Annotated in this window: 13 protein-coding genes and 1 tRNA gene; 6 read left to right on the plus strand and 8 right to left on the minus strand. The window is 62.2% G+C overall.

What is annotated here, in order from left to right:
* Nucleotides 1–6: 6 nt before the first annotated feature.
* Together OVA12_RS19410 and OVA12_RS19415 are read right to left on the minus strand one after the other, a co-directional pair.
* A complete protein-coding gene (locus OVA12_RS19410; RefSeq protein ID WP_268140235.1) occupies nucleotides 7–648 on the minus strand; it encodes an alpha/beta family hydrolase in 642 nt (213 codons plus the stop codon).
* Between the two features lie 95 nt (nucleotides 649–743).
* Nucleotides 744–1,829 carry a transporter substrate-binding domain-containing protein gene (locus OVA12_RS19415; RefSeq protein WP_326493926.1) on the minus strand — a complete coding sequence of 362 codons (1,086 nt, stop codon included), beginning with the start codon at nucleotides 1,827–1,829 and terminating at the stop codon, nucleotides 744–746.
* A gap of 38 nt (nucleotides 1,830–1,867) precedes the next feature.
* On the opposite strand from OVA12_RS19415, the gene OVA12_RS19420 reads away from it, so the two are divergent.
* The gene (locus OVA12_RS19420; protein WP_268140237.1) at nucleotides 1,868–3,640 is read left to right on the plus strand and encodes a glycosyltransferase family 2 protein; all 1,773 of its coding nucleotides are present in this window, start codon (nucleotides 1,868–1,870) and stop codon (nucleotides 3,638–3,640) included.
* Nucleotides 3,641–3,654: 14 nt separating this feature from the next.
* On the opposite strand, the gene OVA12_RS19425 is transcribed toward OVA12_RS19420, so the two are convergent.
* Both OVA12_RS19425 and OVA12_RS19430 read right to left on the minus strand, forming a co-directional pair.
* The gene (locus tag OVA12_RS19425; RefSeq protein WP_268140238.1) at nucleotides 3,655–6,966 is read right to left on the minus strand and encodes a beta-1,3-glucanase family protein; all 3,312 of its coding nucleotides are present in this window, start codon (nucleotides 6,964–6,966) and stop codon (nucleotides 3,655–3,657) included.
* Between the two features lie 160 nt (nucleotides 6,967–7,126).
* Nucleotides 7,127–7,200 (minus strand) — tRNA-Gly (locus OVA12_RS19430).
* 221 nt (nucleotides 7,201–7,421) lie between these two features.
* On the opposite strand from OVA12_RS19430, the gene OVA12_RS19435 reads away from it, so the two are divergent.
* Nucleotides 7,422–8,210 (plus strand): ion transporter, encoded by a 789-nt coding sequence (locus OVA12_RS19435; RefSeq protein WP_268140239.1) that lies wholly within the window; start codon nucleotides 7,422–7,424, stop codon nucleotides 8,208–8,210.
* A gap of 45 nt (nucleotides 8,211–8,255) precedes the next feature.
* On the opposite strand, the gene OVA12_RS19440 is transcribed toward OVA12_RS19435, so the two are convergent.
* Entirely contained in the window at nucleotides 8,256–9,353 is a 1,098-nt protein-coding gene (locus OVA12_RS19440; RefSeq protein WP_268140241.1) for a quinone-dependent dihydroorotate dehydrogenase, read from the minus strand.
* Nucleotides 9,350–9,694, minus strand: coding sequence for a DUF952 domain-containing protein (locus OVA12_RS19445; RefSeq protein WP_268140243.1), 345 nt, complete (start codon nucleotides 9,692–9,694; stop codon nucleotides 9,350–9,352). Before OVA12_RS19445 ends, OVA12_RS19440 begins: the two co-directional genes overlap by 4 nt.
* A 202-nt stretch (nucleotides 9,695–9,896) precedes the next feature.
* Between OVA12_RS19445 and OVA12_RS19450 the strand changes: the two genes are divergently transcribed.
* Together OVA12_RS19450 and OVA12_RS19455 are read left to right on the plus strand one after the other, a co-directional pair.
* Nucleotides 9,897–10,544: a S24 family peptidase gene (locus tag OVA12_RS19450; protein ID WP_268140246.1), complete on the plus strand. Its 648-nt coding sequence runs from the start codon at nucleotides 9,897–9,899 to the stop codon at nucleotides 10,542–10,544.
* 41 nt (nucleotides 10,545–10,585) lie between these two features.
* Entirely contained in the window at nucleotides 10,586–11,413 is an 828-nt protein-coding gene (locus OVA12_RS19455) for a thermonuclease family protein (protein ID WP_268140248.1), read from the plus strand.
* A gap of 12 nt (nucleotides 11,414–11,425) precedes the next feature.
* Here OVA12_RS19455 and OVA12_RS19460 read toward each other — a convergent pair whose 3' ends face one another.
* Nucleotides 11,426–13,087, minus strand: coding sequence for a lysine--tRNA ligase (locus OVA12_RS19460; RefSeq protein ID WP_268140250.1), 1,662 nt, complete (start codon nucleotides 13,085–13,087; stop codon nucleotides 11,426–11,428).
* 242 nt (nucleotides 13,088–13,329) lie between these two features.
* Between OVA12_RS19460 and OVA12_RS19465 the strand changes: the two genes are divergently transcribed.
* On the plus strand, nucleotides 13,330–13,743 hold the full coding sequence (locus OVA12_RS19465) for a tellurite resistance TerB family protein (protein ID WP_268140252.1): 414 nt from the start codon (nucleotides 13,330–13,332) through the stop codon (nucleotides 13,741–13,743).
* A 4-nt stretch (nucleotides 13,744–13,747) separates the two neighbouring features.
* Here the strand turns inward: OVA12_RS19465 and apaG are convergent, their stop codons facing one another.
* Nucleotides 13,748–14,140, minus strand: a complete 393-nt coding sequence (gene apaG / locus OVA12_RS19470; RefSeq protein ID WP_106751709.1) for a Co2+/Mg2+ efflux protein ApaG — start codon at nucleotides 14,138–14,140, stop codon at nucleotides 13,748–13,750.
* Nucleotides 14,141–14,341: 201 nt separating this feature from the next.
* Here apaG and OVA12_RS19475 point away from each other — a divergent pair, with 201 nt between their 5' ends.
* Nucleotides 14,342–14,950, plus strand: a complete 609-nt coding sequence (locus tag OVA12_RS19475) for a CDP-alcohol phosphatidyltransferase family protein (protein ID WP_268140253.1) — start codon at nucleotides 14,342–14,344, stop codon at nucleotides 14,948–14,950.
* Nucleotides 14,951–14,953: the final 3 nt, after the last annotated feature.

The following is a 14,953-nucleotide window of genomic DNA, read 5'->3' on the forward strand; positions in this document are numbered from 1 at the left end:
ATGGCGTCAGGCGACCCGAGCCGCGAACCCGGCAATCGCCTCAGCCGCGCTGTGGATGTTGCCGTCCCAGGTTGCCGGCGACTGGCCGCGCGGGCCCAGGTCGTGGTTGCCATCTTCCAGATAGGTGATGGTGACGCTCGGGGGCAGGGCAACGGTTTCCAGTTCTGCGGCTGATCCGAACGGATCGCGCTCGCCCTGGGTGATCAGGATCGGGCGCCGGCTCTGTTCGAGTGGCTCCAGACGCCAGACATCCGCCTTGCCGGTCGGATGGAACGGATAGCCGACACAGACAACACCCTTCACCTTGGCCGGCAGCGATGCGCCGCCCGCGAGCATCGCGGCAACGCGGCCACCCATCGACTTGCCGCCGATCAGGAGCGTTCCTTCCACCTCGGGCATGATCTGTTGCAGGGCGGTCTGGAAGGCGCTGACCAGAAGCTCAGCCTTCGGCGGCGGGGCTTTCTTGCCACCTGCCCGGCGGGCTGCCATGTAGGGAAACTCGAAGCGCGCGACCTTCACGCCGTTTTCCGCAAGCGCGGCAGCCATGCGGTTCATGAAGCTCGAGTCCATCGCTGCGCCTGCGCCATGCGCCAGCAGGAGAGTGGCGGAGGGCTGCGCGTCCGGACGGGTCCACAGAAGGTCTGTCATGCATTCGGGCTTTCGTTGGAGAGGGCGGCGTGCGTCACAATTGCCCTCAGCCATAGCGAAGGCGGGCAAGTGCCGCAATCGCGCGGCCTTCGGCTTCAGAAAAAGCTGGTGGGGAAGTAGCGGCGGTACAGTTCGGCGTAGATGCCCTTCTCCTGCAGCCGGCGCAGACCATAGTTGATGGCTTCCAGCAGGACGGCATCTTCCTGGCGGACCGCGATGCGCAGTCCATCCCCAAAATAGGCTTCCTCCATCCAGGGGCCGGGAACAAAGACGCAGCACGCCTCCGAAAGCGCACCGCTAAGCCAGAACGAGAGCGCCATGCCATCGCCGAAATGCGCCGCGACCTTGCCAGAGCGCAGCGCCTCACGTGCTTCGGCGAGCGTCTCGAACTCGGTGATCTGCAACTCGGGCATGCGGTCCTTCAGAAACGCTGCATGGCGGCTGCCCTTTTCGACGGCGACGGCGGTGCCGGCAAACGAGGTCCCATCGAAGCGATCCCGGTCCGAAGCGCGGACAACAAAGCGGCCAGGCAACTTGAGATAGGGATCGGAAAAGCTGAAGCGCTCGCCCAGCTCTGCTGTCTTGGCAAGACCGGCAATGGCGGCATCGCCCTCGTCAGCCTCCAGAGCGTCCGGCAAGGCCTCAAAGGCCTTCACCCGCATGCTGCAGGAACTCTGCAGTTCCTCGCAGAGCGCGCGCGCCAGATCGACATGGAACCCTGTGAGCCGTTCGGTCTTGTCCCTGAAGGAGAAGGGCGGAAAGTCATCCGTTGCAAGAAACTCGATGCGCTCCGGTGTTTCTGCCGGTCGTTCCAGCAGGCTACGCGGGTCCCAGAAGTTCGGAACAATCTGCGACGATATTTGCGCGTCTGCAGATTTTGATTGTGTATCGGTTGCATATGCAGCTTGAGCGTTAAGTATAATCGCAAAAAGGGACAAGAGAAAAAATGTAACTATTGCGCGAATTGGCCGGCTTGAGGTTAACGTAGAGTTAAGCGCGAGACGCGAGTGGGTGACACCGAATTGGGAGGCTCGGTCGGCACATGGATCTGGGACAAGGCAACGCAAAGATGGCGCAGCGGCGCGAACCTGTGCTGACTGCCGCAAAGCCTGAGCTTCGCTCCGGCCTTGCGGTCGGACAACATCTTGCTCTGCCACCAGAGATGAAAGTGCTTTTGTCACGCGGGTTTCCGGCTTCGATGGTTGATTGGGCCTGCCAGATGGGATCGTACCACGGCGACAATCCGGCGCGCCATCTCCTGCGTCAGTCCCTGATTACCGAAGAGACCTATTACAGCGCCGTGGCCGAGAGCTGCGGCGTGCCATTTCTGCCCGATGGGTCGTTTCGTCCGCTGGTTGTCGGTGATGTGGTCATGCAGTTTGGCGAAGGGGAGGCCGGCCCGCTGCTGATTGGCATCGAAAGCGGCCGCCCGATCTACGCTGTCGCGCCAGCCCTGGAGGACGTGGCGGACATGCGGACCTTGCTGCAGCGGCATCCGGACTGGTCGAGCTGCATTCGTGTCACGACCCCGTCTGCCCTGCGGATTGCGATCACGGTTCTCAGGGCCCCGGCCGGCGAACTGGAACAGCGGTTCCCGGAAATGTCGGCGCGCGAGAGGATCACGCCTGGCCAGTACTCTGGCTTGTCCATGCTGAGCTCGGGGTTTGCCGCAGGCATGATCCTGCCGCTGGAGACCCAGGCTTTTGCGTTCAGCCTTGTTGTCGGCATGAGCTGTATTTCAACGGGCTGTGGCCGCATCGTCAGTGCGGTCCGTGCCAGCGCATTGGCCTTGTGCGACAGGGTCGAGCCGCATTTCGGCGGCGATGCATCAGGCAGTGCGGACGAATGGCCCCTGTATACGGTGCTTGTACCGCTGTACCGGGAAGCGGCCGTTGTGCCGGGGCTGGTGGCCGCGCTTGCCAGTCTCGATTACCCGCAGGAGCGGCTGGACATCAAGTTTCTGGTCGAATGCGATGACCACGACACCAAGGCCGCTTTCAGCGGCCTTTTATTTTCGCATATGGAAGTGGTCGTGGTGCCGGATGGCCGTCCGCGCACAAAGCCGCGGGCGCTTTCTTACGGGCTTGCAGCGGCGCGCGGGGAGTTTGTCACGATCTTCGACGCCGAGGATCGCCCCGAGCCTGACCAGCTCAAGCGGGCCGTGCGCCGCTTTCGGGCGTCCCCGGACAAGCTCGCTTGCCTGCAGGCCAGTCTGTCGATCGACAATGCCGGCGACAGCTTCTTCACGCGCCAGTTCGCGATGGAATATGCCGTGCTGTTCGACCAGATGATCCCCTGGTTCTCGAGCGAGGGCTGGGCCTTCCCACTGGGAGGCACGTCAAACCATTTCCGCCGCTCTGCCTTGATCGAGGCGGGGGGGTGGGACCCCTACAACGTGACGGAAGACGCGGACCTCGGCATTCGCCTCGCGCGATTTGGCTATGACAGCGCGGCGCTCAACAGCACGACTTTCGAGGAAGCGCCGGTGACCTGGAAAGTCTGGTATGCGCAGCGGGCGCGCTGGTACAAGGGCTGGCTGCAGACCTGCTTTGTCCATCTGCGCGATCCCGGCCTCCTGTTGAAGCAGGCAGGCCTCGCCAAGACATTGCCCATGAGCATCCTCATTGCCGGCAGTCTCGTGACCCTCGCGGTGCATCCGCTGTTTACGTTGGCGTTGGTCGGGTATTGCCTGGGCCTGTGGGGCTTGCCGCTGACGGATGGTTTGGTCGGCCAGATGGTCGTGATCCTGAGCGGCCTCACGGCATCGGTCGGCTATGGCGCTGCCGTCTTTGCCAGCCTGACGGCAGCGCGACGGCGCGGCATTCCCTTGCGCATCCTCGATCTGGCCGGCATTCCGCTCTACTGGCTGTGCGCCAGCCTGGCGTTCTACCGCGCCATCTGGGATTTTGTCGTCCGGCCGCACCATTGGCACAAGACGACACATGGCACGGCCCGAAACCGGCTGCTGCCGGTGGCGAACACCATCAGCTGACTGCGGTGGCTGCGTCAGGCGACGAAATTCGCCGACGAGCCTGATCCCGCCGAGATCCCGACGACCAGATCGTTGAAGTCGAAATCGGCGCCTTGTGCCTTTGTGAGGTCCTCAAAACCGAACGTGTTCTGGCCGAGCAGCCGGATATGTTCGGCTCCGTCCGAGTTGGCGATGCCAAGCACGAAGACCTCCTTGGTTCCCGTCAGCAGCACCGGGGCGTAATAGCCATTCTTGCCAGCGACAGTCCACACAGCGGAGACGGGCGATGTGTCGCTCCCCTGGAACGTAAAACTGCCGCCGCCATCGAGGGATTTGGCGACCTCTGAGCGGAACGCCGATGCGTCCGTCATGCTGACGCCATTCAGGCTGATCTTTCCGGACAGATCCATGTCGAGGCGGACAAAGGCGAGCTGATTGGTGAGCGATGTGCTGCCGGTCAGCGTCAGGTTCAGTTTCTGGCCCTGATCGAGATACATCAACGGCAGATCCGTGTTGCGCTGGGCGCTCGCCATCAGGGCATTGCTGCTGAGGTCGTTGTTCGCTGTCGCGCTGAGCGTCAGACCACCAACGGAAACCGTCAAAGGCGATCCGGATGCGCCTGACACGGTTGCGCCCGGATGCAGCGTCACAACGTCATTGCCGCTCAATACGGCAAAGCGCAGCTCCTCGCCGGGGCGCAGCAACACGGATTGGGAGCCAAGCACCAGCGTGTTGCCTGCGTCGTCGGTCGCAGCTCCAACCGTGCCGCGAATGGCATCGTCAAAGGAGACAGAGGCCCCCGACACGCCAGCGCGGTTGACGTAATTGCCTTTCGCGTCAACAGCATAGACAAGAACGGACAGACCCGTGTCGACGGACTCGGACTGAACGGCAAACTTCACCCAACTCGCCTGCGCATTGGGCGCGCTTGTCAGGTCGATCTTCACGCCGTTGCCGGCGCTGTTGGCAAGGATCGGCGCCTCGTCGACATCAACCTTCAGGGTGAGCGTATTGCTCGCCGGCGAGATCGCAGCGCCAATGCCGCTGCCGGCCGCCAGCATCTCCGTCACGGTCACCGTGTAGGTGCCATTGCCAAGCGCCAGCGCCGTGCTGGTCTGCCACATGCCATCGAGATCGCCGCTGGCATAGACCGGCGCCAGCACGTCCTGCCCGCCCTGGCGGACCGAAATGGCGGCCAGGTTGCCCGCGTTCACCTTGTTCGTCGTTCCGGAAATCCACGAAGCGGTCCCGGTGGCGCTGTTGGTGCCAGTCCAGCCAAACGCGAGTTCGGCGCTGGTGCTGGTTGCGTTGTTGCTCGCCAGATTGACTTGGCCTGACAGGGCCGTAAACACGCCGGCGACGAGCGTTCCAGCGATCGGGGCCGTTGCCAGTGGCTGCTGGCTGACATGCAGCGGATTGGTGTTCCAGGTCAGCAGATCGGGGCTTAGCGTCGTGCTGCCGCTGTAGAGGAAATCGACCGCAAAAGTCTGGATTGTCGATGAGGTTGCGGTTTGCGGACTGACGTTGGCCAACCCGTCAACTGCAAGGCTACCGGCCTGGTTGGAAATGGCCGGGTTCAGGAACTGGCCACCTTTGGTGGTCGTGTAGAGATTGAAGGTTTTGGCCGCCGCACCGGATCCGACAACGATCTGATACCAGCCTATGCCGTCCTGCACCGTAGGCAGGCTGCTGATGACCAGCGCGCCGGCGGTCTGCGGGGTGTTCGGGATGGCATTGATGACATATGTGCCCGTCGTCGCGTTCTGGGAGATCGCCCAGTTCTGCCATAGACCGCCGTTGCCAGCGCCGTTCAACGTCAACGCCTGGAAATAGGGTTCACCATTCACCGTGCCATCAAAGATGCGCAAGGTGATCAGGGTATCGTCCTTGAGTATCGCATTCTGATTGAAGAAGTTGAGCGTCACTGTACAGGGGTTGACGCTCTGCCATTTCGGAATGTTGTAACTTCCCTGGAAGAACTGCTTCGTTCCGTAGTCAACTTCACCAATCGGCGCGATGTAGTTGTAGATGACCGGTGTCACGTATCCGTTCGGGATCTCGCTGTCATCAAACAGCTTCAGGTCGATGTTCTTGACGTTTTTCCAGACGCCATTGACCTGTTCGGCGACCGAAATCAGCGGCCCGCCCTGGGCATAGGCGTCCATCAGGTTGTCGGAATAGCCGGACCCGTAGGAGTTCGACATGTTGAAGAAGACTTGCGAGTAGTAGTCATGGAACGGCGCTGCCTTGCCGGACAGGCTCTGGCCGAAGGCATAGGTCGGGTCCCAGTTCCAGTTCTGGCTCAGGTTGATGGTCTGGCTGACGAACGGGTTCAGCGACTGTCCTGCGGTGCCATAGTAGCCGGCCGTGAAGCCGGTCAGGAACTGGGTCAGGACTTCACCCCACTGGGTGTTGGCCCCGGTGTTCATTTCCGTCGATCCGGAGTTCAGGATCGTATAGGCCGTTGCATCGGTCTTGCTGGCGTAGATTTCCACGTTGCCGAGAGTGGAATAAATGCTGTTGGCCAGGGCGTCGGCGGTGATCTTGATGTGCCCCTTGATCTGGCTTGTCGCCGTCGGGTTCAGCCAGAAGAAACCGGGCTTGCCGTCAGCGCCAGCGACCCATTCCAGGCTGTACCCGAAAAAGCCGGCTTCATGATAGACGCCATTGCTGTCCTTGGCCCCATTGAAGAAGCCTGACACTGTTACGCCCGGAGCCGCGGTCTTGAGCGTATCGATGTATCCGTTCCAGCTTGACGCCGTGTAGGGTTGGCTTCCAGCTGGCAGCGTGACCGACTGGGCTGGCGACGTGACACTCCGGTAAGTGCCGGCGAGCGGACCATCGGTGAAGGTGCTCAAGGATTGTCCGTTGGCGCTCTTCAGGTTCCAGAACAGCGACGATCCGGATGATTCATAGCCGCGAGTAGCCGTAGTGCCGTTGGCATAGGGCACCTTGATCTCCATCGGAATGCCGAAGCCTTCCACCGATGTCAGGTTGCCTACGTCGCCTGACTGGCCAAGCAATGTGACTTCGAAACTGTCATAGCGAAACTGGTACTGCGCCGCCGTGTTCCAGTTGATCTGGCTCTGCTGGGTGATAAGGCTGGTCAGATCAGTCTGGGTGCCGTTCGGGTCCTGGCTCTGGATGAGGAAATAGATCTTTCCGCCATTAAGCTGTGTCGGCAGATCAATGCTGACAGTGCCCTTGTCCTTGACGGTGCCGTTCGACACCATCTTCGTCCACTGCGCTGCGCCATTGGCATCGAAATAGACCGCGTAGGCATCAACACCCTTGTTGCCCAGCGTTGTTTGCAGCTTCGAGGACAGCGCTACGTTCAACGTCGTCATGATCCGGCTTCCCCACCCGAGAGTTCTTGGCGGAAACCCTGACGTGCAAGCCTTGAATGAAGCTTACCGTGACCATTCAAATTCGAAGGATAGCGAACAAAAGCTTAACCATGCCGCTACGTCAGCGCAGCAGATGGAAGTCAAACAAGTTCGGAAGGACTGGAGCGGGTAGCGGGAATCGAACCCGCGCTAAAAGCTTGGGAAGCTTCTGTGATACCATTTCACCATACCCGCGCGCCCCCATAGATCGCCGCTTGCCCCCGGTCTGTCAAGCGCACATCGCGCATTTCAACGGCCGATGCAGCACGGCTGGCATATCCAGTCGAGCCCGCCCGCGAGCAAACTGGAGACCGAATACTTCTAGATTGATTCAAAAGCAGAAATTCGCTTGCAACCTGCTCCGTGACTTGCAAGGTTGCGCGCGCAATTTTGCTCACTTGGAGTGTCTGTTCATCATGCGTGACGCAGTTCTCGCGCTTATTTCCTCCCGCCGCTGGGAAGCGGGTATCATTACGATCATCGTTTTCAACGCGATCACACTTGGCCTGGAGACAAGTGCATCTGTGATGGCTGCGATTGGCCCCTTGTTGCATTTCCTCGACAACGTCATTCTTGGCATCTTCGTCGTCGAACTTCTGCTGCGGCTTTACGCACACCGGCTTGCCTTCTTCCGCGATCCCTGGAGCATCTTCGACTTCGTGATCGTCGTGATTGCCTTGCTGCCGGCCAGCGGGGCCTTGTCCGTCCTGCGCGCCCTGCGCATCCTTCGCGTGCTGCGGCTGATTTCGATCGTGCCGTCCCTGCGCCGGGTCATCGGTGGCCTGATCGCTGCCCTGCCTGGTATGGGCTCGATCATCGTGCTTATGGTTCTGGTCTTCTATGTCTTCGCCGTCATGGCGACGAAGCTCTACGCCCAGACGTTCCCTGACTGGTTCGGTGATCTCGGACGGACGACATACACCCTGTTCCAGATCATGACGCTTGAGGGTTGGTCCGACGGTATCGTCCGTCCGATCATGGAAGTTCACCCCTATGCCTGGGCGTTCTTCATTCCCTTCATCCTCTGCACGGCATTCACGGTGCTCAACCTGTTCATCGGCATCATCGTGTCGGCAATGGAAGACGAGCACGAACAGGATGCGATGGACGAGCGCCGCGCAATCCAGCTGGATACATCGCAGATCCTTGTCGAGCTGAAGGCTTTGCGTGCCGAGGTGGCTGACCTGCGCGCCGAGCGTCGCTGAACCCGGACGGCTTACGGTTTGATGGCAACAAGATCGGTGAGGCGCTCAGTCCAGCGTCTCACCGGCCCAGGCGTCGACATTGACGGACCGCGCTTCGGCGAGGTTCGTCAGTCCGCGGCGCTTCAGTTCCCGGTCCAGATGGTTCAGGATCGCATGAACGAGATCCGGTCCCTTGTAGACCAGCGCGGAGTAGAGCTGCAGCAGCGTCGCGCCAGCGGTGATCTTCGTGAAGGCAGCCTCTGGCGAGTCGATCCCGCCCACTCCGATGATCGGCAGATCCGGGCCGACCAGCTTGCGCGTCCGCGCGAGAATGATGGTCGCGCGCCGGAACAGGGGGCGACCCGACAGACCGCCCGCCTGCGCGCCGGTCGCCGTATCCGAAAGGCCCTGCCGCGACAGCGTCGTGTTGGACACGATCAGGCCGTCGACGCTGTGCTTGCCGACGGCTTCGGCAATATCCTCCAGCCCTTCTGAAGAGACATCCGGCGCGATCTTCAACAGCACCGGAACCTTGCGACCCGTGTGCGATGCAGCGCGGTCCCGCTCAGCCATTACGGCCGCCAGCAACTCGTCCAGGGCTTCCTTGGCCTGCAGATCGCGCAGGCCCGGCGTGTTGGGCGAGGAAATGTTGACGGTGAAATAGGACGCGAGCCCGGCAAACTTCCGGATGCCGGCGACATAGTCCGCGACCCGGTCCGCCGCGTCCTTGTTGGCCCCGACATTGACACCGACGATGCCGCCGCGCTTTCGACGGGCCTCCAGCCGCGCGAGCAGGGCGTCATGGCCTTCGTTGTTGAAACCGAACCGGTTGATGACGCCAAGGTCAGCGGGCAGCCGGAACAGGCGTGGCTTTGGATTGCCGGCCTGCGGCAAGGGGGTAACGGTCCCGACCTCTGCAAAGCCGAAGCCGAGCCCGAGAACCGCATCGGCAACTTCGCCGTTCTTGTCGAAACCGGCTGCCATGCCCAGCGGATTGGGGAAGGGCAGGCCAAGCACCGTCTGCTCCAGCGACGGGAAACGGGCGTTGTCAAAGCGGGGATAAAGCCCGGCCGCAAGCGCGCGGATTGTCACGCCGTGGGCTGTTTCCGCGTCGAGACAATGGAGTGCGCTGAGGGCGAGGCGACCTGCGAACGAGGACATCATGCATCCAGCTCCGGAAACTGATGGGCGCCATCCTGACCGAGGGGCAGGGGGTGCACCCAAATTGCCTGACTGGGCGAAAGCGTGCCGTACAGATGCGGAAACAGCGCGCCGCCGCGGGAGGGCTCCCACTTCAACGCGGTGCCGAATGCGTCGCTGTCGAAGGCGGCCAGCAGAAGATCAGTCTGGCCTGCGAAATGCCGGGCGGCCGTTTCCCGAACCTGCGCCGCCGTGGAAAAATGGATGTACCCGTCCGCAAGGTCGACCGGGGCTCCCCGGAAAATGCCTTCGCGCTCGGCCGCACGCCACATCGCATCTGGCAGGATCTTGAAGATTAGCGTCATGTCGGGAAACCGTTGTCTTGTGACCGGATGCCATCCACCCGGACGGGCGCAGGCGGGCGGACCCTAAACGCTGCAATTGCGTTGGACAACTGACCTCGGCATGGTTACGGGTCGGTATTTTCTTGACTTCAGGAATAATTGCCGGAGTGTGGAGCGGTTGAGAGGGATATATTCCTGAAATACAATCCGGGAGATGAACGCCATGCTCTCGCACGAGCGAGTATGGGCCGCAATTGACGCCCTGGCCGCCCGCAAGGGTCTTTCGCCGTCTGGCCTGGCACGGCGTGCCGGGCTGGACCCGACGACATTCAATCCGTCGAAGCGCATTGCTGCCGACGGGCGTCCGCGTTGGCCATCAACCGAATCCCTCGCCAAGGTGCTGGAGGCCACTGGAGCACCACTTATCGAGTTTGTGGCCCTCATCTCGCCGCAGGCCGCTCCGGTCAGCCCCGCGGAAGCGGCGCAGCAGACGGTTCCCTTCGCTGGCCTGTCAGACGTTGGCGGTGCCGGTTTCTTTGATCCGAGCGGCTGTCCAGCCGGCGAGGGCTGGGATGAGATCCCGTTTCCGGACATGGACGGACGCAGACTGTTTGCGCTGGAAGTTTCCGGCAATGACCGGCTGCCGGTCTATCGCGATGGTGACCTTGTAATCGTGGCGCCGGACGTTCCGGTTAGGCGCGGTGACAGGGTGGTTGTCCGGCAGACCGGTGGCGGCATCGACCTGCATGTGCTGCATCGCAGGACAGCACGAACCATCGAGTTGCATCCGCTGGCTGCCTCCGGCACCATTGTCGTGCTCGATCTTGCCCAGGTCGACTGGATCTCGCGGATCGTCTGGGCCAGCCAGTAACTCCGGTTGCCTCTGCTGCAACCGTTCGCCCGGAGCGCGTCATGTCGTTCACGAAGCCTGCCTTTGCGCGCCATGCTCAATGGCCGTTCGTCTCACTCGCGCTGATGAGTTTTGCGCTGATACAGAATGTTGGAGCGGTTGCTGCCGAACAGGCGCCCGCGCCTTCGGCCATCCGCAACGTGTCGCCGCCTGGCGTTGCAACGCCGTCCGTTTCTGGTCCGCTGCAGCGTGTTGCGCCTGTTGGCAAGCTGGCCGAGCCAAAGGACCCCGAGGCTGGACTGCCCAAGGGGGCCTTCGACCTGAAGGGCGCGGTCGTGCTGGATGGTGGCACTTTGAAATCGGGCCGGCTCGTCGTGCGCATCGCGCATGTCACGGCACTGGGCGCAAAGGATACCTGCACGTCACGGCTTGGTGGCGACTGGCCATGTGGCGCAAGGGCCCGCTCGTCGCTGCAGGGCCTGGTCCGGGCCTTTACCCTGGCCTGCGAGCGTGTTGCCGCGGTCGGTGAGCGCGAGATCTCGGCGACCTGTTCCAAGGGCGGTCAGGACGTTGGCCTCTGGCTCGTGAAACAGGGCTGGGCGGTTCCGGCAGATGGCGCACCCGAGGCCTATCAGGCCGCCATTGAAGCGGCCCGCACCGCCAAGGCCGGGCAGTGGCAGGCGGAATGGGTGGCTGAACTTGCGCCTCTGGTGCTCACGACCCCAATCGAGCCAGTAATCGAGGAAGCGTCGCCCCAGCCGGCCGGGACACAGGCCGAGCCGCTCGTCGTGATGCCGGGCGCCGCTGCGGGCACTGGCGACTGGGTCAATCCCTTTGATGTGAAAGACCCGGAAGCGCTGGGCGCTCCCGGGTCCGTTGTTCCCAATTGACCGACCGCAGGCTTAGCCGGCGACGAGTTCGCCGCTGAGCGCCTTGGCGATCAGCGCGCGTGTCTCGGCGATGCCATAGAGGGCCACGAACGAGCCGAAGCGCGGGCCCTGCTGCAGACCCAGCAACACCTGATACAGCGCCTGGAACCAGACCACGGAGACGCCCGGACCACCGTCCGGGCTCTTCTTGGCGTGGTCCTGATACCGCTCGATCTTGCGCGCCACATCGAGTGCCGCGTCCTGGATGGTGCTGCCATCGGCACCAGCCGGCAGGGCCGCAAGCGCAGCATCGAGTTCCATGAGAGCCGCGCGCTCGACATCGTCCGGGGCGCGGAACTGCTTGGTCGGCTTGACGAAGTCGTCGAAGTACCGAATGGCAAAGGTCACCAGCTCGTCGAGCTTCGGATGAGTTTCCTTGGTCACAGCCGGCGCATAGCGGGTGATGAAGGCCCACAGCACGTCCTTGTTCTCGGCATTGGAGGCCGAAACGAGGTTCAGCAGCATGGAGAACGGGACCGGCATGTTGATTGCCGGAACGTCGCCGGAGTGGATATGCCAGGCCGGGTTCATCAGCTTCTGGTCCGCCGACATCGCCGGGAACTTTTCCGCATAAGCGAAATACTCGTCCACCGCCTTCGGGATGACGTCGAAATAGAGCTTCTTCGCGGTCTTCGGCTTGCCGAACATGTAGAGCGCCAGGCTCTCCGGCGCGGCATAGGTCAGCCATTCGTCGATGGTGAGGCCATTGCCCTTGGACTTGGAGATCTTGGCGCCGTCATCGGCCAGGAACAGCTCGTAGACATAGTGCTCCGGCGGGGTGCCGCCGAGGATCTCGCAGATCTTGTCGTAGAGCGGCATGTTCGGACCATGGTCCTTGCCGAACATCTCGAAATCGACGCTGAGCGCAGCCCAGCGGGCGCCGAAGTCCGGCTTCCACTGAAGCTTCACATGACCGCCGGTAACCGGCAGGGTGCAGTCGCGGCCATCTTCGCCCTCGAAGGTGATGGTGCCGTTCTTGGCGTCGACTTCCTTCATCGGCACGTAGAGCACGCGGCCCGAAATCGGGGAAATCGGCAGGAACGGGCTGTAGGTCGCCTGACGCTCAGCGCCCAGCGTCGGCAGCATCACGTCCATCAGCGCCTGATAGCGTTCAGCCGCGCGCAGCAGGATGCCGTCGAGCTTGCCGGACTTGTAATACTCGGTCGCGCTGGCGAACTCGTATTCGAAGCCGAACGTATCGAGGAACCGGCGCAGCATGGCGTTGTTGTGATGGCCGAAACTGTCGAAGTCGCCGCCGAACGGGTTCGGCACAGCCGTCAGCGGCATGTGCAGATAGGGCTCCAGGAACGCCTTGTCCGGCACGTTGTCCGGGATCTTGCGCATGCCGTCCATGTCGTCCGAGAAGCACAGGAGCCGCGTCGGGATCTTGTCTTCGGTCAGCAGGCGAAAGGCCGTGCGCACCATGGTCGTGCGCGCCACTTCGCCGAACGTGCCGATATGCGGCAAACCCGAGGGGCCATAGCCGGTCTCGAACAGGACCGGAATGGATGGATCCCGTTTCTCCACCCGCTTCACCAGTTTCCGAGCTTCCTCGAACGGCCAGGCCTTGGAGGTCCGGGCCGCCTCGACGAATTCGGGCGACAGGTCAAGCGAAGGGAGGGTATGTGCGCTCATCTCTAGCGGGATCCATGCATGTGTCTGGATGACGGGCCGTCGTGCTGGCCATCGTCTGGAAGCGCCTGCGCGGCCACAGCGGCGTTGCACCGCGGCAACAGGCTGGCGGACACTAGAAAAGCCTGTGTGTCACGTCAATGAAACTCTGGGGTCATTGCGGCGATCCGGCGCTTGTCCTTGGATCGGTGAGGCTATACCAGTGCTGTCACGAGTGTTTTGCCCCTCAGGGAGTGACCGATTTTATGAGCCAGAAAGTCAGCGTTCAGGAAGCCCTTCTGTATGTCATGGTCACCATGTCCGCTGCGGACAGTTCCATGCCGGACAACGAACTGGGTTCGATCGGCGATCTGGTGAAGGCGTTGCCGGTGTTCGCAGGGTTTGACGGCAACAGCATCGTCAAGGTCGCGCAGGCCTGCGGTGATTTGCTGCAGGATGCCGACGGGCTGGACACGATCCTCGATCTGATCGCCGACAGCCTGCCGCCGCGCCTCTATGACACGGCCTACGCGCTGGCTGTCGAGGTTGCCGCCGCCGATGGCGACGTTCCGGAGGAGGAATTGCGCCTTCTCGAACTCCTGCGCGATCGTCTCAGCCTCGACAAGCTGACGGTGGCTGCCATCGAACGCTCTGCTCAGGCCCGCTACCGCACAGCCTGACAGGTCAGTTGAGGATGCGCCGCATGGACGGCGCATCCAGCGAGAAGGCCGGAATCTCGACGGCGATGAACCGTCCGTCCGGCAGCTCCATCCGGTAGCTTCCTTCCATGATGCCGGAGGGCGTCGGCAACGGGCAGCCTGAGGTATACTCGAACGCCTCTCCCGGCTGGATGACCGGCTGCTGGCCAATCACGCCTGCGCCTTCCACTTCCTCGACCCGGCCAAGCGCATCGGTGATGATCCAGTGCCGGCGGCGCAGTTGCACCGGGATCTGGCCGAGATTGCGGATCTCCACCGTATAGGCCCAGACAAAGCGGCCATTCAGCGGTTCTGATTGCTCTTCCAGGTACATCGGCTCGACCGTAACCTGAATTCCCAGTGTGGTTGCTCTGTACATGGACTGTCCTGCATTGCGCTGGGAGAATGCATCCCGTGCAAAGGATATAGGGGGAACGCCTGCAGTTGGACAGTGCAGCCTGTTCGTCTGCCGTGCCGGCGTGATTTCGCGTGATTGCCGATGACGCAGCCGTGACGGTGTGGGGGCTTGCCGCAGCCTTCCGCGTGGAGCACACAGGCGGTGCCAACGCGGAACCATGCCATGTTTGATGCCCGTCTTCGTCCGTTGATCGATCCACCGCTGAATGCGGTCGGACGGACCTTGGCTGCCGCAGGTCTTGCGGCCAATGCCGTCACGGCCATCGGCCTGGGGTTTGGTCTGGCGGCCGCCGCGTTGATTGCTCTTGGATATCCGCTTCTGGCCTTGCCGCTGCTTCTGGCCAATCGCCTGGCCGACGGGCTCGATGGCGCCATCGCCCGGGCAACGTCCCGCACGGATCTCGGCGGCTATCTGGATATCGTTTTCGACTTCCTGTTTTACGGTGCCGTGCCGGTCGCCTTCGCGCTGGCGGATCCGGCGGCCAATGGTGTCGCTGCCGCGGTGCTGCTGTTCAGCTTCTATGCAAACGGCGCCGCCTTCCTGACCTTTGCGATCATGGCTGAGCGCAGGCGTCTTGAGACATCACGTCAGGGACTGAAATCGCTCTACTATCTTGGCGGGCTGGCTGAAGGGGCCGAAACGATCCTCGTTTTCACGCTGATGTGCGTCTGGCCGGACAGCTTTGCAGTGCTCGCCTACGGCTTTGCCGCCCTGTGCGGCCTGTCGGCAGCGGCGCGCATCGCCACTGCCATCCAGGTGCTCAAGCGGTGAGCC

Source organism: Pannonibacter sp. SL95 (assembly GCF_026672425.1).
In the GTDB taxonomy this organism is placed as follows: Bacteria; Pseudomonadota; Alphaproteobacteria; order Rhizobiales; family Stappiaceae; genus Pannonibacter.

Excerpts from the sequence above, each read along its gene's own strand:
- OVA12_RS19435 (WP_268140239.1), top strand. The coding sequence starts at position 7,422 with ATGCGTGACGCAGTTCTCGCGCTTATTTCCTCCCGCCGCTGGGAAGCG.
- OVA12_RS19455 (WP_268140248.1), top strand. The coding sequence starts at position 10,586 with ATGTCGTTCACGAAGCCTGCCTTTGCGCGCCATGCTCAATGGCCGTTC.
- OVA12_RS19420 (WP_268140237.1), top strand. The coding sequence starts at position 1,868 with ATGGGATCGTACCACGGCGACAATCCGGCGCGCCATCTCCTGCGTCAG.
- OVA12_RS19425 (WP_268140238.1), bottom strand. The coding sequence starts at position 6,966 with ATGACGACGTTGAACGTAGCGCTGTCCTCGAAGCTGCAAACAACGCTG.
- OVA12_RS19445 (WP_268140243.1), bottom strand. The coding sequence starts at position 9,694 with ATGACGCTAATCTTCAAGATCCTGCCAGATGCGATGTGGCGTGCGGCC.
- OVA12_RS19475 (WP_268140253.1), top strand. The coding sequence starts at position 14,342 with ATGTTTGATGCCCGTCTTCGTCCGTTGATCGATCCACCGCTGAATGCG.
- OVA12_RS19410 (WP_268140235.1), bottom strand. The coding sequence starts at position 648 with ATGACAGACCTTCTGTGGACCCGTCCGGACGCGCAGCCCTCCGCCACT.
- OVA12_RS19465 (WP_268140252.1), top strand. The coding sequence starts at position 13,330 with ATGAGCCAGAAAGTCAGCGTTCAGGAAGCCCTTCTGTATGTCATGGTC.
- OVA12_RS19440 (WP_268140241.1), bottom strand. The coding sequence starts at position 9,353 with ATGATGTCCTCGTTCGCAGGTCGCCTCGCCCTCAGCGCACTCCATTGT.
- apaG (WP_106751709.1), bottom strand. The coding sequence starts at position 14,140 with ATGTACAGAGCAACCACACTGGGAATTCAGGTTACGGTCGAGCCGATG.
- OVA12_RS19450 (WP_268140246.1), top strand. The coding sequence starts at position 9,897 with ATGCTCTCGCACGAGCGAGTATGGGCCGCAATTGACGCCCTGGCCGCC.
- OVA12_RS19460 (WP_268140250.1), bottom strand. The coding sequence starts at position 13,087 with ATGAGCGCACATACCCTCCCTTCGCTTGACCTGTCGCCCGAATTCGTC.